Here is a 20,951-nt window from a genome sequence, read left to right as displayed (position 1 = left end):
GGGATTTCAAGAGATGGCAAAGAAATTTTCAAATCTCCTCCTGACTCCTGACTCCTGACTCCTGACTCCTGACTCCTGACTCCTGACTCCTATGCCCTCACGGAAAGACTTTCTCAGCAACCCCTAATTAATTATATTAATTGCCAATAAAAATACAACGGTTGTAGACTTAGATTTTCACATAGGATGATGGTGCAAGATATGATAATAGTTAAAAAGTATCGGCAGCACAAGAAGCTTTAGGATCTGTTTATGAAACCAGGTTTAAAACGCATTGAGGCAACTTTACATGATTTAGGGATACGTAGTACCGACTTACCACCAGAAACCAGTGATGGGACAAAACGCCCATTCTCCTTTAGAATTAGCATCGGAGCTAAAAAAAGCCAAGAAGTTAAAGAAAATTCAGCCAATCAAGACATTAACACAGTTGATATAAATACCAATAAAGAAACCAATCCCCAATCACAACCACATTTATTTTCTAAACATAATTCCGTACAAACTTTCCCAACCCAAGAAACTGAAGTCAAAACACCTAGCTTACCCAAGTTTAAAACACCGAGCTTTAGTAACCATCGTCACGGTGCAAATCCAGCATTAGCGATGAATCTTTTACAAGAGATTCAAGAGATTGTAGCAGGATGGCAAACAGAATTACAATCAATTCTCCAGCAAATTCAGGATATTTATTTAGAAGGTCCAGTGATTAATGGCTGGTTAGAGTCGAATCCCCAAGAACCAGAACCAGGGGGAACTGCAACCCTGCGTCATGGGGAAGTTGAACGACTAATGGATTATGTGCAAGAGATTTGCGAGTCAAAAGAGAATGCTTGTTATCAATCATCCCGTACTGGCTACCGCCTTTGTGGAATTGATGCTACTGGTAAAGCCTGGTCGCGTCAATGTCCAGTTGATCAAGTTCCTCAAGTCAGTATGGCTATTGCCCGTTACCAAAAATTACGTCAGCTTTTTGGACGTAAACAATCTCTGGAAACTCGTTTAAACCAATTAGCGGAAACTCTTGTGGGTTTACACAGCCATATTCAACAGGATAAGTAGGTAAGCGTTAAAAATTGTCGTTATGATCAGGCAGGACGCAGAAGGCAAGCAGCCTATTCTGCGGAATTTTTTGCTTTTTCCCCTGGAAAGGGGAGGTTTTAAACCTTAAATGAAACAATTGTCAATGGTCAATTGTCAATTTTTACTTAGGGTTTGCTGAATAAACCTAAAACCTTGATATATCAAAGGTTAGAGGCTGATAAACACAGAAATTAGTCCAAGGGTTTTGAAGGGTATACCGGAAAAAGTGTGCATTTTTTGGGATTTCAAGAGATGGCAAAGAAATTTTCAAATCTCCTCCTGACTCCTGACTCCTGACTCCTGACTCCTATGCCCTCACGGAAAGACTTTCTCAGCAACCCCTACTTAATAATCTCCTCTTGCAGCTTTATTTCTGATTAACTCCTGTTCAATTTCACTCTTTTCATAATCCTGTGCGCCAAAAGTTCGTTTTAGGGGTTAGTTAAATGTATATAAAATGTATATAAAATGTATATAAAATGTATATAAAAAGTAATGTAAATACAGCAGTAGGGGTTTAGCAATGCTAAACCCCTACAGGTTTCCTATCCCCATGATGAGACTTTGATGGCTTACACCATGCTGCGGTATCAAAAAATCATTTCATACATCAGGTATTTGCAACAAAACAAAACCAAGCTGCAAAATCAAGCTGCAAAATCAAGCTATAGTTACCTGATGTGATAAATAAACATCTTGAATAGCGTGAAATAAGCGCACCCCTTCCTCAAACGGACGCTGAAAAGTCTTTCTGCCAGAAATTAATCCTGTACCACCAGCACGTTTATTAATTACAGCAGTTCGTACCGCTTCAGCAAAATCATTTTTACCAGAAGTACCTCCAGAATTAATTAATCCTACCCTGCCAGCATAACAATTTAATACTTGATAACGAGTTAAATCTATGGGGTGTTTTGTGGTTAATTCTGTGTAAACTCGCTCATCAGTTTTACCGTAACTTTTACCTGTAGCTTTAGCAATTGCTTCATAACCATGATTGCATTCTGGTAATTTTTGTTTAATGATATCTGCTTCAATGGTGACACCCAAATGATTCGCTTGTCCAGTTAAATCAGCAGCTAAGTGATAATCTTGATCTTGTTGAAAATTGCTATTTCGCAAATAACACCAAAGCACAGTTGCCATACCCAATTCATGGGCGTGTTTAAAAGCTTGACTTACTTCTTGAATTTGTCTATCAGACTCTGGTGAACCAAAATAAATTGTTGCCCCGACTGCGGTTGCTCCCAAATGCCAAGCTTGCCAAACGTCTGCAAACATAATTTGGTCAAATTGATTAGGATAAGTCAACAATTGATTATGATTTATTTTGGCAATAAAGGGGATTTTATGGGCATATTTGCGGGACACACTGCCTAATACACCTAAAGTTGTAGCCACAGCATTACAACCTGCTTCTATTGCTAATTTCACAATATTTTCGGGATCAAAATAAATTGGATTAGGTGCAAAAGCAGACCCTGCTGAGTGTTCAATACCTTGGTCCACAGGGAGGATAGAAAGATAGCCTGTATTTGCTAAACGTCCGGTAGAATAGATTTGTTGTAAATTTCTTACCACACGGGGAGAGCGATCGCTATTGATCCAAACTCGATCTATAAAATCTGCTCCTGGTAAATGCAGCAAATCTGAAGAAACCTTGGCTTTATATGTTAGCAAATCCTCTGCTTCTTTACCTAGCAATGATTCCAAGGAATTGGGTTGTAATAAGGTTGTAGTCATATTTTTTTCTCACGTACACAACCAGAAAACTTAGAAAGGTTTTTGGTTAAACACTATTACTATTTAGGGCTTTTAAATGATGATTTTGTCTACTTTCCCAAGACATATATAAATAGGGGTTGCTGAGAAAGTCTTTCCGTGAGGGCATAGGAGTCAGGAGTCAGGAGTCGTAGGGGCGAAGCATTCGGACGACAAATTATCAATTTTATGAAAAGGCTATTTTCCGAATGCTTCGCCCGTACAGGAGTCAGGAGTCAGGAGGAGATTTGAAAATTTCTTTGCCATCTCTTGAAATCCCAAAAAATGCACACTTTTTCCGGTATACCCTTCAAAACCCTTGCACTAATTTCTGTGTTTATCAGCCTCTAACCTTTGATATATCAAGGTTTTAGGTTTATTCAGCAAACCCTAAATAGAAAGAGTTGAAAAATTATATCATGTCCGGTGTAACACTTACGATATCTGTTGGGGCAGGGAATAGGAAATAGGGAATAGGGAATAGGGAATAGGGAAAAGCAAATATGTCCAAAACTTTTATATTGAATCACCAATCATCAATTACCCATTACTAATTTTTTCTGCTAGTTGAGGGTTAAGTTGTAGTAGTATGTTGCTGTCGGCAATTGCTCCTTCATAGTCTCCTAAATGGTAACGTGCATTAGCCCGCAAGCCATAAACTATGGAGAGGATAGGGTTAATTTGCAATGCCTGATTATAATCTGCAATTGCTTTTTCATAGTTTCCTAAATTGCTATAAACTAAACCTCGTTGATAATAGGCTTGATCATCATCAGGATGGAGTTTTATTGCTTGACTAAAATCAGATATGGCTTGTTCATAGTCTTCCAGGTGAGACATTACTAAACCACGATTATAATAAGCTTCAGCAAAGTGGGAATTAATTTCTAATGCCTGATTATAATCTGTAATTGCACCTTGATAGTCTTGGAGAGCATACCGACTATTACCACGGTTATGATAAGCTGCTGCTAGGTTGGGATTTAACTTTATTGCTTGGTTATAATCAGCAATTGCTTCTTTGTAATTACCAAGAATATGCAGAATATTACCACGATTACTGTAAGCGGCAACAAAATCAGGAGAGTATTGTAAAGCCTGGTTGATATCTGCAATGGCAGCTTGATCATCTCCGTTTCTAAAACGAGCTAAACCTTGGTTATGAAATGCTTTAGCTATATCAAAATTGATGTTTTGAATAATATTTTGAATATTTTGAGGAATATTTTGCGGTAAGGGGAAAGAATTTTGGATGATGTTTAGGACTTGTTGATAATCTGCGATCGCTTGTTCAAATGTCTCTAGTTGTAAATAGGCATGACCACGGTTATGATAAGCTTCAGCTAAATTGGGATTTAACTGTAATGCGTGATTAAACAATGCGATCGCACCTTCATAATCACCCTGTAAATTCTTCTGTATTCCCTGTTTAATCAACTCTTCAGCATTCATGTAATTTTTCTATCTTTAACTTTCTCTAAAAATACAAGTGTCAGGATTCAGGATACAGAATACAGGATACAGAATAAATGAGAGTTTTCGAGTTATTCTTGAGAGGTTGTTTGACAATTTTATGAAAAGGCTATTTTCCTGTAAGGGCGAAGCATTCGGGCGATAAATTATCAATTTTATGAAAAGGTTATTTTCCCAATGCTTCGCCCCTACGACTCCTGACTCCTTACATAGGGTTTGCTGAATAAACCTAAAACCTTGATATATCAAAGGTTAGAGGCTGAATAAACACAGAAATTAGTGCAAGGGTTTTGAAGGGTATACAGGAAAAAGTGTGCATTTTTTTGGATTTCAAGAGATGGCAAAGAAATTTTCAAATCTCCTCCTGACTCCTGACTCCTGACTCCTGACTCCTATGCCCTCAAGGAAAGACTTTCTCAGCAACCCCTACATATAAATTACATTACTTCCTGTACCACAAACTGAGAATTTAAAGAATAATCTCTAATTTCCGTATTCACACCATGTATATTCACACCATGTAAATGATGCAACCTCAACTCATCACGTTGCTGCCAAACTGCAAAGATTTTATCTCTCCCATCATTAAGAGTTGCTATATCAATTTTATAAACTTTATAAACTTTATAAACTTTATCAACCCCTTTATCAACATTATTTGCCTGTTGCAACTTCAAACCCAATAAACTTAAAAGTCGATTAAGTATCGTAATTCCTGAAACAGATTTTTTTTCTTTCACCACATCAATACCCAAAGCTCGTTTAATATGTTTACTACTGTGAATAGCAACATTTTTTAACCAAATAATATCACTATCATTTTCACTAAATACTCTTCCTGATTCCAGGAATTGTAACATACCTAATGCTCTCATAGCTTCAACCTTGAGAGTATAAGTCTTGATATCAGGTAAGAAAACCTTACCCTCACCCCAAGATAATTGTTTTTGCCACTCTTCCTGATCTCTACCATGAAAATATTCACTTTCATGAGTGAGATAATAATGAATTAACAACTGTCCATAATATCCTTTATCATCCTGCAATTTTAACCAAGGAGTTACTTCCACACCATACCTATCTCTGAGAATATATTTATTAATTTGATTACGTTCTTCGTCACTGAGAGAATGTTTAGCTAATAACTGTTCATATTCAACATAATCAATTTCCTTAGCTTTAGCCACAGCATTGGCAGCTATTAATTGATTTTCTTGTTTAATTTCCTTAATTTTACGTTTAATATCTTTAGCTTTTTGACGACTTTGCGCCCAATCTTTTTGGACTTTAACAATTTCCATGATTAATCTTTTACGATTTTCTACATCCCTGGCATCAGTAGCAAAAAAAGCCAAACGTAAATCCCGCAGAATATTATTTTGTACAGCATTACTCCGCATAATAATTTTATGTCCGTCAGCTATTAATCCATCTTGTAAAGATTGACGATAAAGACGAATAGAAGCATTTACCCTAGCAGATAATTTTGCCCAAGTTCTTAAATGAATTGGATCATAAACTGCTGGTAAATCTACATCTATTTTATGTAAAGGACTAAGCAAGGCGAGATTTTCTTTTTGGTTTTCTTGATACCAATGAGATAGTAATTGATAATTGGTGCTACCACTGCCAATTAAACCGATACCGCGTTTAGCACACCAGACAACACGGGGAACATCATCACGTACTCTTGCTAATGCTTGACGTGCTTCCGCGTCAGGAATTACCCCTTGAAAAATACCATAAACTCGGTCAAAATGTTGCACATCAATACTAATTCCTGTTCCCAAACTAGGAGTAACAAAAACCGTATCATAATCAGTAATTTTTTGATTAATAGCAGCTATGAAATCAGATGCTGCATGGCCAGGAGTATTAGTCGTTTGACTGCTAACCACCAAAGTATCAGGAAATTGCTTTCTCAACTTCTGCAAACGTTCTTTAAGATAACCTTCAATGGTTTCACAACTATAACGCCCCGTGCGACTATCCGTAGTTACATAACATTTACGTCCGGCAATTAAATCTAATTCTAATTGATGAATTAATGGAGTTGGGTTAGGTGAATCATAAAAAGTTACATCCCAACCTTTTTGGGGTTTCCATTTATTGACAACTACCCAAGGAGTAATTTTAGTTCCTGCTAAACCTTGTAAATATTCTAGAGAAACATCTGATAAATCAGCATCTTGGGCAATTATTAAACCTCCAGTTTTGATAACTGTAGCAATTAATTGTTGGAAGACTCCCAGAATTTTCACACGTTTATTTTTACAAGTATTACTATTTAGTAAATGCCATAAAGATTGCTCAACTTCGTCTAATATTACTATAGCCCCTTGCCAATCTTGAGGATGCAATTTCCAAAGGGAATCAACGCATAAACCAAAAGATTTGGTAATTGGTAGTTGGGGATGTTCTTCTATACTCCAAGATTCATGGTTAATTCCCCATTTAATGCCTATTTTTTCACATAAAAATTTTCCTAAAAGAATGCGATGAGTAATTAATAAAACGGGTTGATTACGACTTTTGGCTTGATTAACAATAGCTTCCAGTCCGGTAGTTTTTCCAGTTCCTTTAGCGGATTTTACTCCTACTAAACCAGAAGAGGGAAAAGGTATTTCTCCTAAATAAGCCAGGTTAACATTCAGTGCAGAAGAAATTGTTAACTCAGTGTGAGGTTTAGTTTGAGCTAGATAAATTTCTAAATCTACACTTTGACGATAAACTTTATCAAAATTAGCTGCACCTTTAGCAGCAATAAATTCATCAACGCCTTTTTCCGTTCCTGGTAGTTCCACAACTTTCACCGGAGAATTTTGTTGTTGAAATAAACAACCGAGTTGGGAAATAGCATTATTGACAGCGGCGATTTTATTTGTTTGAGTTTCAAAATCAAAACATATATAAAAATTGCGTTTTTTGGTGGCGAAAATTGCTAAGTCAGGTATGAGTTGACGACGGGTAACTTGACCTAAGTTATCTTTAACAACGCGATAACCGCTAGTAATACCAGGAATAGCAATAGCAACATAGCCTTGTGTTAATAAAGCTGCGGCTTTTTTCGCACCTTCACAAATAATTATGGAGATATTACATTCCATCACCCATTGCCAAAAACCTTCCGCTTCACCATCATCAGCAATGGTGATATTGTCAGGCATATCCATATTGTAACGCTGGGCAACTTGCTGCCAAATTTTCAATGTCACCCGCAAACAAAATACCCGTGTTGGTGTGCTGGGAGGATGTTCATATTTAATAGACTTGCCTTTTTTGTTTTGTCGGGGTTGGGATGGTTTAAAACATCCCCATTCCATCTTATGCCAATTATTCAGTGGATCTCTTCCAGAACACCACCAACCACCTGCTGTAATATGGCTGTAACGCTGCAACCACGAACTTTTTACCATGCCAGTATTGGTGCGTGGTATTTGTTCCGATATAAGTAGGTACTGATAGGCGATCGTACCTTGGAGCGATATAAAATTTAGACGGGTTAAGTGTAAATCAATACAGCTATTTTGGACTAATTCTTCAAGGTGCTGGGGGTGTAAATAATCTAACATGGGCAGAGGCACTAAAAGAAGAAATGGGGTAAGGAAATAAAACCTTAACACGCATCTGCTGATTTTTGATAAAAAATCTGTGCCATTTTGGCAAAAGTTTTATACTTTGTTGATGGCAATACTTCGGTGATTACAGAAATAGCTGATTTTGCTTGTGAGATGGTAGAAATAATATTTTTGTATTGTGATATTTGTGCATGATTAATTTTTATTTATCAGTACATTTTTGGGCTAAATAGTAAACATATACTGTTCAGATACGGGAATTGGTTAAATATATAGAGTATTTAGGAGTTGGCTGGGTAGTGAAGCATTTAATAAAGTTGAGAATAGGGAATTTTTATGTTGATTATTTTTGCACGATTAATTGTAATTGGCGCGTGTATTTTTCGGAAATATGGATTTCTAAATTTGGAAATTAAGTTTGCAGAAATTGAGCATGACTTCAAGGGTTTGTTCTCGATATTGTATTAACAAGCAAGCGGTTGAGGGGCTTACAAAAAAGCAATCAACTTCTAGCTTAAAGCAAATCTAATCAATCAAGATCAAGGAGTATTGAACCATGCAAGTAATCAACAATAACGAATTATTCACTCAAGTTGCTGCTGACGAGTCTTCTATTGCTAGTGGCGGTCAAATTTTTACTCCTACCCCTGAAGCTGAGGCTTATCTTACCTATATGCAATTAGCATCAACTCCTGCTTCACCAGGAGGAACTTCACTTACATCAGGAGAAATACTATTTGGGTGGAATATCCTCATCAGCGAAGGTGAAGCTGTTGCTCCCGCAGGTTTAGGTTTCTTGTAGTGATCTAACGGTTCTTTGTGTTCAGTATATTTTCATTGAATGAGGCAAAAAAAGCAACTTTTATCATTGAAAGTAGCGGCGTTTATTAGTCCTCTAATGAAAATAGACAGAGCAAGGTTATAACCTTTAGGAACGTGGATTTAATAACCAAAAACTTCCTGAGATTCGTTGGGTTAGTTACAGCCTAAGGAACTACCAAACAGAAGTTTTATATTTGGTTTAATCCACGTTTCCTAACTTCAATCAAAATTAAGCAAGATCAAGGAGTATTGAACCATGCGAGTAATCAAAGATTACGAACTATTCACCCAACTTGCTATACTATCTTGACTACAAGCTCCGATCAGCAAATGAAGACAACCAACAAAAATCCAATTTTTACAGAAATAACCGATGAAGAAGCTTCTACTGTTAGCGGGGGGGGAGCAATTGGCTATCTGATTTATATGCTATTAGCTCAAACCCCAGCTTCTCCAGGAGGTGTGATATTAACTAATGAAGAAATACACTATGGCTGGAATATCCTTATTAATCCTGAACCTTCACTCAATTTTTTTACTAATTCTTTTTCAATCAGTAGATTGTTTTCCTGGTTTTTTTGATGTCATTCTGCTTATATAGCTGTAATCAGAAAAGCTGTAATCTTTTCTATAAATTAGTTAACTGTAGGGAAATATATTATCCCAGAGTTTAATTCAATAACTACTCAAAGAATTAAGATGTCCGCAAATTATTTCAAAAAGGAGCAATGAAAATGATTAACAAAAAATGGATTTTTACACTTATGACTCCTGAAGAATCTGCTGCTGTTAGTGGAGGAAATTGGCTGTTAAGTTTTAATCCCACAGATTACAGTTTTATCATGGAAAGCTTAGACGGTGAGATTTTGTATAAAACCAATCCTCCTAGTGGGTCTGAGATATTAAGAACTCTAGGCTTACCTGTCCCTACTCAACAAATAACAGAATTTTAGGTAGTTAATCAATTAACTATTTCTCTATATCAACTCAAGGAGTTTATTGCCTACCTGAATTGTAAATATATTACTATATTACTAATTTAGGTAGGATATTTATATAACTTTTATTGGCGAAAAAACTACTTATAATTCATAATATTTTTCTTTGTTAAACAAGATGTGCATCGTGATTAATTAGTTGTAATGTCAATAGAAATCAGGGTCTTTCTTTATGAAATACACTCACGTTTCCCAACATAGTCAAGAAGATTGTGGTGCAGCTTGCTTGGCAGCGATCGCCAAATATTATGGCAAGAGTTTTACTCTCAGTCGCATCAGAGAAGCTGTAGGCACAGGACAATTTGGTACAACTTTATTAGGACTACAACGGGGAGCAAAAACACTAGGTTTCAATGCTTCACCAGTCAAAACTTCTCCCGAACTTTTAAACAGATTAAATGAAGCACCTTTACCTGCAATTGTTCATTGGCAAGGTAATCATTGGGTAGTATTCTATGGTAAAAAAGGCAGAAAATTTATCATATCTGATCCAGCAGTAGGTGTCCGCTATCTATCTGAAAAAGATTTAGTAGAGGGTTGGACAGATTGGTTAATGCTGTTATTAGAACCCGATCCAGAAGAATTTTTCAAAGCAGAAGATGATCAAATTGGTGGTTTTTGGCGTTTCTTCAAGCGCGTGTGGAATTTTCGCGCTATTTTAGCTCAAGCTTTACCTCTCAACTTGCTTTTAGGATTATTATCTTTAGCGTCTCCTTTCCTATTACAAATTCTCACCGATGATGTTTTAGTGCGTGGAGATACTAAACTACTGACTACTATGGCGATCGCTGTAGTAGTAATGAACCTAATTTCTAGTAGTCTTTCTTGGGTTCAGTCTAATTTAATTGCTCACTTTGCTCAACGTCTACAATTAGGATTAGTCCTAGAATTTGGCAGACAAATATTACGCTTACCACTTGCTTACTATGAAGCTCGTCGTAGTGGAGAAATCGTTAGTCGTCTGCAAGATATTAAGCAAATTAATCAATTAGTTACTCAAGTCGTTGTCAGTCTACCGAGCAAATTTTTTATCGCCTTAATTTCCTTTGGTTTCATGGCTTTTTATAGCTGGAAACTAACTTTAGTAGCTATCTGTATTGCTGCTTTAATGACCATAGCTCCATTAATCTTCCAGCCTACATTACAACAAAAGACCCGTGAACTATTAGTTAAAGATGCCGAAGTACAAGGTGTTTTAGTAGAAAGTTTTAAAGGTGCATTAACTCTCAAAACTACCGCCGCTGGTTCCCAATTTTCCGAAGAATTTCAATCTCGATTTAGTAAGCTTGCCACTTTGACATTACGCACAATGCAAATTGGCATTATTAATAATACATTTTCTACCTTTATTTCTGCAATTGGCGGTATAGTTTTGCTCTGGTTTGGCGGTAATTTAGTCATTAACCCAGATGAAAACCTAAGTATTGGGCAGCTATTAGCCTTTAATTCAATGAATGGTAATTTTCTAGGTCTAATAGCTACTGTCATCAGTTTTGTTGAAGAATTTACCCGTGCCAAAACAGCCGTACAAAGATTGACAGAAGTTATTGATGCTACTCCAGAAAATGAAAATGACGACAGAAAACCATTTGCAAATATTCCTGGTGATGCTGACATAATTTGTACAAATATCAACTTTCATTATGCAGGTAGAATTGACCTTTTAGAAGATTTTTCCTTAACCATTCCCGGTGGTAAAGTTGTGGCTTTAATTGGTAAATCTGGATGTGGTAAAAGTACCCTTGCTAAACTACTTGCTGGTTTATATCCTCTCCAGTCAGGCAATATCCGCATTGGACTTTATAACCTCCAAGACCTTTCTTTAGACAGTCTCCGTCAACAGGTGGTACTTGTTCCCCAAGATGCCCATTTTTGGAGTCGTTCTATTGTGGAAAACTTCCGTTTAGGAGCGCCCTACGTGACATTTGAGCAAATTGTCAGAGCTTGCCAAATTGCCGGTGCTGATGAATTTATCAGTAAATTACCGGAAAAATATCAAACTATTTTAGGTGAATTTGGTGCAAATATTTCCGGTGGTCAACGTCAAAGATTAGCCATAGCTAGAGCTATTGTCACAAGTCCACCAATTTTAATTTTAGATGAATCTACAGGTGGACTTGATCCTGTCAGTGAAGGGCAAGTTTTAGATCAATTATTTGCACATCGCCAGGGTAAAACAACAATTTTAATTAGTCATCGTCCCAAGGTAATTAATCGTGCTGATTGGGTTGTTTTACTAGATCAGGGAAGATTAAAAATACATGGTTCTTTGCAGGATTTAAAGGTAAAAACAGGCGAACATTTAGATTTTTTAATTCCCTAATTCAACATAATCCCTAATTCAACATAATCCTTAATTCAACATAATTAAATTATCAGGTACTTATGCTCTACACTCATAATCAAAAATTGATCTCTTCAGGAGAAAATGATGAGCTTCTTCCTCCTATTAGTCGTTGGACTTCTTTAGCAGGAATATTTCTAATTAGCACTGTTGCTAGTGGGATTGCTCTCTCTTCATGGATTAAATATAATGTTACAGTCAAAACAGTTGGTACTGTGCGTCCTACGGGTGAAGTTCGTCTAGTACAACCACAAATGGAAGGAACAGTTAAAACCATTTTAGTCAAAGAAAATCAACCTGTGAAAATAGGAGATGTAATTGCTAATTTGGATAATGAACAATTACTAATTAAAAAAAGTCAACTGCAAGGTAATATTCAACAAGGTGGTTTACAACTAATTCAAATAGATGCACAAATTCAGAATTTAGATAATCAGATGTCCGCAGAAAAAAAAGTGATCGAAACTGTTATTGCTACTGCAAAAGTAGATTTAGCCCGCAACCAACGGGAATATCAAGAACGAAAAGTTAATACTAACAGTGAATTTCTAGCTTCAGAGGCAAGTTTGCAAAAGGCTAAAACCGATTTACAAAAAGCTCAAGCTGATTTAGAATTTGCGAAATTAGACCGCGATCGCTATGAGCAATTATCAAAAATTGGCGCAATTGGGAGACGAGAATTGGAACAAAAACAATTAGTTGTGCAACAAACACAATTAAGACTACAAGCTGAACAAAAGTCATTTGAAATAGCTAAAATCAAACTCCAATCAGCTAAAGCAGCAGTAAATCCAACTCCCGCAACAGTGATGATGGCACAAGAACGTATTGCCCAAGAAACTGCTAAAGGTGAAGCTAATATTGCTAGTTTAAATAAAGAGAAACAAGCATTACTTGAGCGTCGCGTGCAATTACAAGCCCAAATTAATCAATCACAAAAAGAACTGGAACAACTGGAAAATCAGATTCGCAAAAGCAGTATTTTTGCCACTAGCAATGGTATTATCCTCAAGCTAAATTTACGTAACCCAGGTCAAGTAGTGCGTGCTAGTGAATCTATTGCAGAAATTGTTCCTGATTATGCTGCATTAGTCATTAAAGCTATGATTCCTAAAAATGAAATTAAAAAAGTTGCCGTTGGTCAAAAAGTCCAATTGCGTGTAGATGCTTGTCCATATCCTGATTATGGCACACTTAACGGTGTGGTCAACAACATTTCCCCAGATGTCATTACAACCCAAAATAAAAATCAAGGTATAGCCTCATCTAATAATTTGAGTTTTTTTGAAGCAACAATTCAACCAGAAACTCTTGAATTTGGTAATACTATTCGCCAATGTCATATCCAAGCAGGAATGGAAGTAAAAGCTGACATTATTTCCAGAGAAGAAACAGCATTACAATTTATGTTGAGAAAAGCAAGACTAATTACTGACTTATAAATAGTTACAATTAAGACCAGACTAAAAAACAATGACTAAAAAACCATCTGACAGAGGATGAATTGTAATATTTCATCCAAATTCCTCATACCAATTCATTAAAATTAGGCAACAGATTACAACCAAAAACCCTACATATAATCTGCATTTCTGAATTTTCAATTATGAATTGGTATCAATATCTATTACTGATATTACTGACACTCAAGGCATAACAATTATCAAGTTTATGACCTATGAACAAAGCATTCAAGAAGCATTACAGTGGTGGTCTTATAGACAATCCATAAAACTGTTTGGGGAAGCAGAAAAAATTCGGGACAGTTTGTTACAAGAAACTTTCACCATTCGTCGCAGTTTAGATGTATTAAAAATAGATCATCCCAATTTATTAATTCAGAATTGCTATGAACACACCAAAAAAATTGATAATTTTCATCACTCTTTAGTTCAGTTGAGCGATCGCCTGTGTCCAGTGTATATTCAAGAGAGTTTACCACTCTCAATCCAATGCTTGTTAGAACCTTGGGTCTTATCTAATACTCATATCTATTTCCATATTGATATGCCAGCATATTGGCAACATGAGTCTGTAGAAGGTAGTCTCATAATTCTACGAGCTTTAGAGGAATTATTAAGAATAACTTTGCGAGAAAATTTCACACCTATTGCAATTTATATCAGTTTACAACTCAAAGAAAATACTAAAAAATTAACTGTCAGAATCACCTATTCTGATCTATCTAACCTAACGTCTTACTCCTATCTACCGGAATTAAATTATCTCAGTGATAGCCTAGAATTTTTAATGTCTGGGCAATGCTTTTACAATAGTAGCAATCATAGGATAGCTTGGTATTTTTGTTGGTAGGTTTTATTTGTTTTTACCTTGTAGGGGCGAAGCATTCGGGTAATAACCTATCGCTGAAACCAGTTCATATTCTATCAGAATGCTTCGCCCTCGGTGTTCTAGCAAATATTTTCACCAAAATAATTATATTAATTCAGTAAAATTCTCCGGGGTAAGGGTGACATCCCTCATAGCAACTAAACCAACATAAATACAATTTAGGAAAAGCTAATTATTATTCAGTATTGAAGATGGAACAAATTTTATCAGCAAATAAATTGCTGAAAATTTTGGTAATTGATGATCATGAATCAGTTTTAAGTGGAACAATTGACATTCTCAAAAAAAACTATCCTAGTGCTGAATTTATAACCGCAATTAATGTCAATAATACTCTTGAACAACTTACCAGTTTTCAGACTGATTTGATAGTTATGGATCTTTCAATTCCCGAAGAAAAAGGACTGACTGCGCGACCTGACAACGGTATTCAACTATTGAAAATTTTGATGCAAAAATATCCTCACTTAAATATTGTTGTCCAAAGCGCCCATGCAAGGACATTGGTACGTATTCGTTTGGATATTGATAGTCACAAAGGAGGTTTTACTATTGCTGATAAAAGCCTTTCAACCCAGGAAATGTTAACAAGAGTAGATTGGGCATTACAAGGATTAACTCATACAAAAGATATCAAAGGAATTTACTCAGGATTAGAAGTAAAACCCGAATGGTTAAAAGTCCTAAATTTGGCTTTTCAAGAAGGATTACAAGATAAAGCAATTGCTGAAGAAATGTGTGTATCTGAACGCATGGTGCGTCATTATTGGAGTAAGTTACAAGATGCTTTAAACGTTTACCCAGAGGAAGGTAAAAATATCCGCATTCAAACAGAAAATAAAGCGAGATCAGAAGGGTTGATTGATTAATGATTAATGATTAATGATTACTGATTACTGATAGCTGAATACTAACAAATAACCATTTCAATTCTGTCAATTTTCAATTGTCAATTGTCAATTGTCAATTAATATTGAAAGCTTATGCAGTCTAAATTTTGGATGAAAATGAAATCAGGATGGCAAAATATGTGGATGTTAAACACATATCCAGTCACAAATATGATAGTGATTAGTATTGTCATCTCTAACTTAGTCAGTGCCAGTTATGTACTATTAACTTGGGGTTGCTTAATTCCAAAATTTTCTGCAATTATAGTCTTAGCTTTAAATGCTATAGCTATCACAGGTATATATCACTATAGCCAAATCGTTAAATCGGGAATTAAAGCTAGAAAAGCGATGATTGAAGTTGCATTTGAAACCATCCATAACGGACCACTACAAACTCTTAATAGGGTTTTAAGATTGGTGAAATTACAAGATTTATCAATTAAGAAAATGCTACCGGAGTTAGAAAAAGACCTAGAAAATTTAAACCAAGAATTAAGGGGAATTTATGAATTTTGGCAACAGGAAAGCCTCACACATCAAAAAACAAACCTTTACTTAGGAAACAGTATAATTATCAATTTACAAGAACCCCTGCACGAAATTCTCTATCAAGTTTATAGTCACACCTTAGAAAGAGATTTTCCTTGCTTTAGAACCATCAAATTAAAAATTCGTAATTTTGAACCTATAGACGAACACAGTTTAACTATTGAAGACAAACGAGGAATTTGCCGATTTTTAGAAGAAGCTTTGTGTAATGTGGGTAAATATGCTACAGGAGCAACTTGTCTCAAAGTTACTTGTTCTTTTTCTATGGGTTGGCACACACTAAGTATTGTAGATGACGGTTTAGGCGTTAACTCATCTGTTAACTCATTTAAGAGGGAAGGTCAGGGAACAAAACAGTTTAAAAATTTAGCCCGACAAATTAAAGGTAAATTTCAACGCCTTCCCATGTATCCTCAAGGAACTATTTGTGAGTTATCTTGGCCTGGTTATCTTGTGAGTTATTATAAATAAATCCTCATTTTGAGTTAGAGGAAGGCTAGAAAACGCTGTGCAGATAACATTTTTAGGAACAAGTTCCGGTGTACCTACAAGATCACGTAATGTTTCCAGTGTGGCACTGAGATTACCACAACGGGCAGAACTATGGTTGTTTGACTGTGGTGAAGGTACACAGCATCAAATTTTGCGGAGTGATCTGAAAATTAGCCAACTCTCCCGAATTTTTATCACCCATCTCCACGGAGATCATATTTTTGGCTTGATGGGACTTTTAGCCAGTTGTGGTTTAGCTGGAAATGTAGATAGAATTGATATCTACGGTCCTGCTGGGTTAAATGAATATCTGCAAAGCGCCTCACGTTACTCACACACCCATTTTTCTTACCCCATCAAAGTACATACTGTTCAACCAGGGGTAATTTACGAAGATGATGAATTTATTGTTAGCTGTGGTTTGTTACATCACCGCATTACAGCTTTTGGTTATCGTGTAGAGGAAAAAGACAGAACTGGACGCTTTGATGTGGAAAAAGCTAAAGCTTTACAAATTCCTTCTGGTCCTATTTATGGAAAACTCAAACGCGGTGAAACCGTTACCTTGGAAGATGGAAGAGTAATTAATGGTAGTGAATTATGTGGACCTACGGAAATTGGTCGCAAGTTTGCCTATTGTACAGATACTGTTTATTGTGATGGTGCTGTCAAATTAGCCCAAGATGCAGATGTATTAATTCATGAAGCTACCTTTGCCCATCAAGATGCAGATATGGCTTTTCAAAGATTACATTCTACCAGCACAATGGCAGCACAAACAGCTTATTTGTCCAGGGTGAATCAATTAATTATGACTCATTTTAGTCCTCGTTATACTCCTGGTAATGCCATTGAGTTAAAAGATTTGTTGAAGGAAGCCCGTGCGATTTTTCCTAATACTATCATGGCGCATGATTTTATGATTTATGACATACCTAGAAGGCGAGAAGTTGTGAAAAATTAGGTAAGTATTCAGCTATCAGTAATCAGTAATCAGCTTTTACCTAGAGTTAAATAGGGTTTGCTGAATAAACCTAAAACCTTGATATATCAAAGGTTAGAGGCTGATAAACACAGAAATTAGTGCAAGGGTTTTGAAGGGTATACCGGAAAAAGTGTGCATTTTTGGGGATTTCAAGAGATGGCAAAGAAATTTTCAAATCTCCTCCTGACTCCTGTACGGGCGAAGCATTCGGAAAATAGCCTTTTTATAAAATTGATAATTTGTCGTCCGAATGCTTCGCCCCTACGACTCCTGACTCCTATGCCCTCACGGAAAGACTTTCTCAGCAACCCCTAAATAGGTTTGTCATCATGGTAAACTTTCTGGGAAATGACATACTTAAAATCAATGCAAACTCCACAAATAACCCCTTTGAATAAAAACTATCATTTTCACTATTCCTTTAATAAAAACTCTCTTAAACCAGTAATTCTGTTTTTACACGGGTTTATGGGAAATATTTATGAATTTGATGAAGCGATTCAACTATTAGGTGATGATTTTTCTTATCTTACCCTGGATTTGCCAGGACATGGTAAAACAAAAGTTTTATGCGGTGATGAATGTTATAAAATAGAAAATACTGCCCAAGCTATCATCAACTTATTAGATGAATTAAAAATAGCACAATGTTTTTTAGTTGGTTATTCAATGGGAGGAAGATTAGGATTATATCTCACTTTACATTTTCCAGAAAGATTTATCAAAGTTGTATTAGAATCTGCTTCTCCTGGTTTACCAACAGATGCAGAAAGATTATCCAGGATTAAAGGTGATTATCAAATTACCCGAAAATTAATTAGGATGATTGATAAATCGGAATTTCAGGTTTTTTTACACAATTGGTATAATCAGCCAATTTTTGGTAATATCAAAAATCATCCAGTATATCAAAAGATGATAGAAAGTAGGTTAGAAAATAATCCTTTAGCACTTGCCAAATCTTTGCAATTTATGGGTAATGGATACCAACCTTCTTTGTGGGAGAAACTAGAAGCAAATCAAATTCCTTTACTTTTATTAGTAGGTGAATATGATGAAAAATTTGTCCATATTAATACAGCAATGTATTACAGAAATTCATTAGTAACTCAACTGCAAGTCATTCCCAAAGCTGGACATAATATTCACTTAGAAAATACACGGGATTTTGTGGATCATCTGGGAAAATTTTTGTTAGAAAACTAAACTACAATCTTAATACAATTTTAATACAATTTTAAAATCTAACATCATCTGATTTGTTGTGAATCTGGCAAAGAATTTGATGATGGTGGTGCTGGTAATGCTTGAGGATTATTCACTGTTGGTTTATTAGCCAGTGCTAATTCTTCTTGTAAAACCTTTTGATAAACTTGAGGCAAAAAACGAGTATTAGAATTAGTTTCTATCCCATATCCTAAACTTGTCCACGTGGGAGAAAGTCGCCGTAAAACATCATTTAATTTTCCTTCTCGCAGCAGTTGAGAAATATCAACTCCCCATACTTGAGAATCACTCAACCAGCGATAAACGACTACATCTTGATATTCAGCGTCAAAACTATAACTATGCCAAAATCTCAACCCTGGGGGATGAGGATGATAACGGGGCGCAATGTCATACCAAGTAGTATTAATAATTTGATATCTACCCGCAGCAGTAGAACAATTTCCTTGATTGGGACCATTGACAATGGTTACACATATCTGTGGATGACGACTCAAATCATTCACCTGTTTACCACCATATAACACAGAATAAGGACGTGGAGTATTAGACTCACTAAAAGAAATCGTCCGCATCAAAGCACGGATGTAAGGATCTCCGTCTTTCATCACCAAAGGCGGATTTTTTCGCTCAAATATGGGATCTATTTTTGATTGCAAATCGCCAAAAATGTACCATTGAAAAAGATACACAAAAGCCAGAAGTGATGCAATCGGACCAATTAATTTTTCTACACCTTTGAATTTAATAGTCATTTGCTTTGGGCATGGGGCATGGGGCATGGGGCATTGGGCATGGGTTATAATTCGATTCAATTATTATTTTCTACCCATTACTAATTACCTATTCAGAACTCCTTGAAATAATTCCTGGAAGCTTTTAGGGGTAACTTCAGGTTTAGCGACAATCTCGACAATTTTATTATGTGCAGCATTTTCAAACAAAGACTCGACACAAACCTGAGCCACTTTTTGCCGGGGGATGCTACCATCAAATAAAGTATCAGCGCCTTGCATAACTATCCCATCGGTGTTATCTTCGTTTTTCAGCCCTCCAGGTCTGACAATTGTATAAGTGAGTCCACTTTTCTGTATGTATTCCTCAGCTTGTTTTTTCCAGGCTAAAATTAACCAAAACAAGTTTAGCGGATGAAAAAACTGGGAAACACACAAAGAAGAAACCAGGATAAAATGCTCAATTTGCTGGGATTTAGCCGCATTCACTAAATTTTTTGTACCTTGAAAATCTACTTGATAGGGTCCTGTAGGATCAAAACTGGGTCTTGCACCAGTAGCGCACAGGACTACCGTACTATCACCTATGGCAGCAGTTAGGGTTTCTGGTGATAACACATCCCCCACAACTAACTCAACTTCAGGAGATAGGATAGCTTTAGCTTTTTGGTGATCCCGTACCAAAGCACGAACGGGAATATTTCTGGCTACTAACTCTTGTACAATGCGGCGACCGGTTTCACCTGTTGCACCTGCTACAAATGCTTTCATGATTTACGCTATCCTGAGAAACTAATATGTGCTGTTTTCGTTCTTAATTGTAGTGATTCTATGGAGGTGATAACAGACTTTTTGATGTTTTGATGAAATTTGTATTTTTGTGTGAACAAACTCTCCCTGATTGGGAATCATTGGTATAGACAAACTTTTTAAGTATACAGAAAACGCATTTATGGTAGCAAACAACTGGGAATTTCAAACCTTGGAAATAACTGAATCAGTTTTACCAGCGGGTTCAAGCGTAACCTCAGATGAAACACCAGCCAAAGACACTCATGCAGGTCCTAGTAAATTCCATAGCCGTCATCAAGACTGCATGGAAATGTATGCTTCTCAAGAACAGGTTGCTGAATATCTCAATTCCCATTCTTCATGGTTTGTGCGTTGCGCTGAACCTATGAGGGTTGAACCTTTGGGTAAGAATGGTTATGCTTTGGTGATTGGGCGCTTTGGTGCTTTTGGCTATGAGGTAGAACCAAAAATAGGTTTGGAATTGTTAGCAACACAGGAACGTAAATACCACATCCGTACAATTCCTATCCCTAACTACCAAGCCCCTGGTTATGATGTATACTATAATGCGTCTTTGGAATTAGTAGAAAGTTTGCCGGGGATGACTAGGGTAGAATGGCAGTTAGAGTTGATTGTTGATCTGCATTTTCCCAGATTTATTCACCGTTTACCCCATGCTTTGATTCAGTCTACAGGCGATCGCCTACTGCATCAAATTGTCCGTCAAGTCTCTCGTCGTTTAACTCATAAAGTTCAAGAAGATTTTCATAACTCTCTCAATATTCCTTTTCATCCCAAGAAAAAGTTTTTTGGCCATTAGTCATGGGGCATTGGGCATTGGGCATTGGTTTATTCATCTTCCCCTGCC

General features: G+C 36.3%; 18 protein-coding genes. 13 read left to right on the top strand and 5 right to left on the bottom strand.

Annotated features, from left to right (window positions below):
• Window positions 1-252 precede the first annotated feature (252 nt).
• Entirely contained in the window at window positions 253-1,062 is an 810-nt protein-coding gene (locus tag H5968_RS21505) for a hypothetical protein (RefSeq protein WP_187041588.1), read from the top strand.
• A 681-nt stretch (window positions 1,063-1,743) separates the two neighbouring features.
• Here the strand turns inward: H5968_RS21505 and H5968_RS21500 are convergent.
• From H5968_RS21500 to H5968_RS21490, 3 genes are all read right to left on the bottom strand, one after another.
• Complete coding sequence (locus H5968_RS21500; RefSeq protein WP_096567025.1) at window positions 1,744-2,826, bottom strand: class I fructose-bisphosphate aldolase; 1,083 nt, start codon at window positions 2,824-2,826, stop codon at window positions 1,744-1,746.
• A gap of 558 nt (window positions 2,827-3,384) precedes the next feature.
• Window positions 3,385-4,296, bottom strand: coding sequence for a tetratricopeptide repeat protein (locus H5968_RS21495; protein ID WP_187041587.1), 912 nt, complete (start codon window positions 4,294-4,296; stop codon window positions 3,385-3,387).
• A 458-nt stretch (window positions 4,297-4,754) separates the two neighbouring features.
• Window positions 4,755-7,889: a plasmid replication protein, CyRepA1 family gene (locus tag H5968_RS21490; protein WP_187041586.1), complete on the bottom strand. Its 3,135-nt coding sequence runs from the start codon at window positions 7,887-7,889 to the stop codon at window positions 4,755-4,757.
• A 562-nt stretch (window positions 7,890-8,451) separates the two neighbouring features.
• Between H5968_RS21490 and H5968_RS21485 the strand changes: the two genes are divergently transcribed.
• The 11 genes from H5968_RS21485 (at window position 8,452) to menH (ending at window position 18,536) form a co-directional block, all read left to right on the top strand.
• The gene (locus tag H5968_RS21485; protein WP_187041585.1) at window positions 8,452-8,697 is read left to right on the top strand and encodes a hypothetical protein; all 246 of its coding nucleotides are present in this window, start codon (window positions 8,452-8,454) and stop codon (window positions 8,695-8,697) included.
• 350 nt (window positions 8,698-9,047) lie between these two features.
• Window positions 9,048-9,299 (top strand): hypothetical protein, encoded by a 252-nt coding sequence (locus H5968_RS21480; RefSeq protein WP_187041584.1) that lies wholly within the window; start codon window positions 9,048-9,050, stop codon window positions 9,297-9,299.
• A 152-nt stretch (window positions 9,300-9,451) separates the two neighbouring features.
• The gene (locus H5968_RS21475; RefSeq protein WP_187041583.1) at window positions 9,452-9,670 is read left to right on the top strand and encodes a hypothetical protein; all 219 of its coding nucleotides are present in this window, start codon (window positions 9,452-9,454) and stop codon (window positions 9,668-9,670) included.
• 217 nt (window positions 9,671-9,887) lie between these two features.
• On the top strand, window positions 9,888-12,038 hold the full coding sequence (locus tag H5968_RS21470; protein ID WP_187041582.1) for a peptidase domain-containing ABC transporter: 2,151 nt from the start codon (window positions 9,888-9,890) through the stop codon (window positions 12,036-12,038).
• 62 nt (window positions 12,039-12,100) lie between these two features.
• Entirely contained in the window at window positions 12,101-13,501 is a 1,401-nt protein-coding gene (locus tag H5968_RS21465; RefSeq protein WP_187041581.1) for an HlyD family efflux transporter periplasmic adaptor subunit, read from the top strand.
• A 229-nt stretch (window positions 13,502-13,730) separates the two neighbouring features.
• Window positions 13,731-14,372 carry a hypothetical protein gene (locus tag H5968_RS21460; RefSeq protein WP_187041580.1) on the top strand — a complete coding sequence of 214 codons (642 nt, stop codon included), beginning with the start codon at window positions 13,731-13,733 and terminating at the stop codon, window positions 14,370-14,372.
• 230 nt (window positions 14,373-14,602) lie between these two features.
• A complete protein-coding gene (locus H5968_RS21455; protein ID WP_187041579.1) occupies window positions 14,603-15,280 on the top strand; it encodes a response regulator transcription factor in 678 nt (225 codons plus the stop codon).
• Window positions 15,281-15,394: 114 nt separating this feature from the next.
• The gene (locus H5968_RS21450; RefSeq protein ID WP_187041578.1) at window positions 15,395-16,324 is read left to right on the top strand and encodes a sensor histidine kinase; all 930 of its coding nucleotides are present in this window, start codon (window positions 15,395-15,397) and stop codon (window positions 16,322-16,324) included.
• Between the two features lie 37 nt (window positions 16,325-16,361).
• The gene (locus H5968_RS21445; RefSeq protein ID WP_187041577.1) at window positions 16,362-17,309 is read left to right on the top strand and encodes a ribonuclease Z; all 948 of its coding nucleotides are present in this window, start codon (window positions 16,362-16,364) and stop codon (window positions 17,307-17,309) included.
• Window positions 17,310-17,486: 177 nt separating this feature from the next.
• Window positions 17,487-17,645, top strand: coding sequence for a hypothetical protein (locus tag H5968_RS21440; protein ID WP_187041576.1), 159 nt, complete (start codon window positions 17,487-17,489; stop codon window positions 17,643-17,645).
• A gap of 51 nt (window positions 17,646-17,696) precedes the next feature.
• Complete coding sequence (gene menH / locus H5968_RS21435; protein ID WP_187041589.1) at window positions 17,697-18,536, top strand: 2-succinyl-6-hydroxy-2,4-cyclohexadiene-1-carboxylate synthase; 840 nt, start codon at window positions 17,697-17,699, stop codon at window positions 18,534-18,536.
• A 44-nt stretch (window positions 18,537-18,580) separates the two neighbouring features.
• Here the strand turns inward: menH and H5968_RS21430 are convergent, their stop codons facing one another.
• Window positions 18,581-19,312 (bottom strand): glycoside hydrolase family protein, encoded by a 732-nt coding sequence (locus tag H5968_RS21430; RefSeq protein ID WP_187041575.1) that lies wholly within the window; start codon window positions 19,310-19,312, stop codon window positions 18,581-18,583.
• 84 nt (window positions 19,313-19,396) lie between these two features.
• Window positions 19,397-20,062, bottom strand: coding sequence for an SDR family oxidoreductase (locus H5968_RS21425; protein WP_187041574.1), 666 nt, complete (start codon window positions 20,060-20,062; stop codon window positions 19,397-19,399).
• 181 nt (window positions 20,063-20,243) lie between these two features.
• Here H5968_RS21425 and H5968_RS21420 point away from each other — a divergent pair, with 181 nt between their 5' ends.
• On the top strand, window positions 20,244-20,903 hold the full coding sequence (locus H5968_RS21420; RefSeq protein WP_187041573.1) for a DUF1997 domain-containing protein: 660 nt from the start codon (window positions 20,244-20,246) through the stop codon (window positions 20,901-20,903).
• The last annotated feature ends 48 nt before the right edge of the window (window positions 20,904-20,951 follow it).

It is taken from the genome of Sphaerospermopsis sp. LEGE 00249 (assembly GCF_014299995.1).
Taxonomy (GTDB): Bacteria; Cyanobacteriota; Cyanobacteriia; order Cyanobacteriales; family Nostocaceae; genus Sphaerospermopsis; species Sphaerospermopsis kisseleviana.
This window is presented reverse-complemented; position numbering and strand designations above follow the sequence as displayed.

Bases quoted from the DNA above. Each gene is read 5' to 3' on its own strand.
- H5968_RS21420 (WP_187041573.1), top strand. From the start codon at position 20,244: ATGGTAGCAAACAACTGGGAATTTCAAACCTTGGAAATAACTGAATCA.
- H5968_RS21440 (WP_187041576.1), top strand. From the start codon at position 17,487: ATGGCAAAGAAATTTTCAAATCTCCTCCTGACTCCTGTACGGGCGAAG.
- H5968_RS21495 (WP_187041587.1), bottom strand. From the start codon at position 4,296: ATGAATGCTGAAGAGTTGATTAAACAGGGAATACAGAAGAATTTACAG.
- H5968_RS21505 (WP_187041588.1), top strand. From the start codon at position 253: ATGAAACCAGGTTTAAAACGCATTGAGGCAACTTTACATGATTTAGGG.
- H5968_RS21450 (WP_187041578.1), top strand. From the start codon at position 15,395: ATGCAGTCTAAATTTTGGATGAAAATGAAATCAGGATGGCAAAATATG.
- H5968_RS21500 (WP_096567025.1), bottom strand. From the start codon at position 2,826: ATGACTACAACCTTATTACAACCCAATTCCTTGGAATCATTGCTAGGT.
- H5968_RS21475 (WP_187041583.1), top strand. From the start codon at position 9,452: ATGATTAACAAAAAATGGATTTTTACACTTATGACTCCTGAAGAATCT.
- H5968_RS21460 (WP_187041580.1), top strand. From the start codon at position 13,731: ATGACCTATGAACAAAGCATTCAAGAAGCATTACAGTGGTGGTCTTAT.
- H5968_RS21455 (WP_187041579.1), top strand. From the start codon at position 14,603: ATGGAACAAATTTTATCAGCAAATAAATTGCTGAAAATTTTGGTAATT.
- H5968_RS21465 (WP_187041581.1), top strand. From the start codon at position 12,101: ATGCTCTACACTCATAATCAAAAATTGATCTCTTCAGGAGAAAATGAT.
- H5968_RS21430 (WP_187041575.1), bottom strand. From the start codon at position 19,312: ATGACTATTAAATTCAAAGGTGTAGAAAAATTAATTGGTCCGATTGCA.
- H5968_RS21470 (WP_187041582.1), top strand. From the start codon at position 9,888: ATGAAATACACTCACGTTTCCCAACATAGTCAAGAAGATTGTGGTGCA.
- menH (WP_187041589.1), top strand. From the start codon at position 17,697: ATGCAAACTCCACAAATAACCCCTTTGAATAAAAACTATCATTTTCAC.
- H5968_RS21485 (WP_187041585.1), top strand. From the start codon at position 8,452: ATGCAAGTAATCAACAATAACGAATTATTCACTCAAGTTGCTGCTGAC.
- H5968_RS21480 (WP_187041584.1), top strand. From the start codon at position 9,048: ATGAAGACAACCAACAAAAATCCAATTTTTACAGAAATAACCGATGAA.
- H5968_RS21490 (WP_187041586.1), bottom strand. From the start codon at position 7,889: ATGTTAGATTATTTACACCCCCAGCACCTTGAAGAATTAGTCCAAAAT.
- H5968_RS21425 (WP_187041574.1), bottom strand. From the start codon at position 20,062: ATGAAAGCATTTGTAGCAGGTGCAACAGGTGAAACCGGTCGCCGCATT.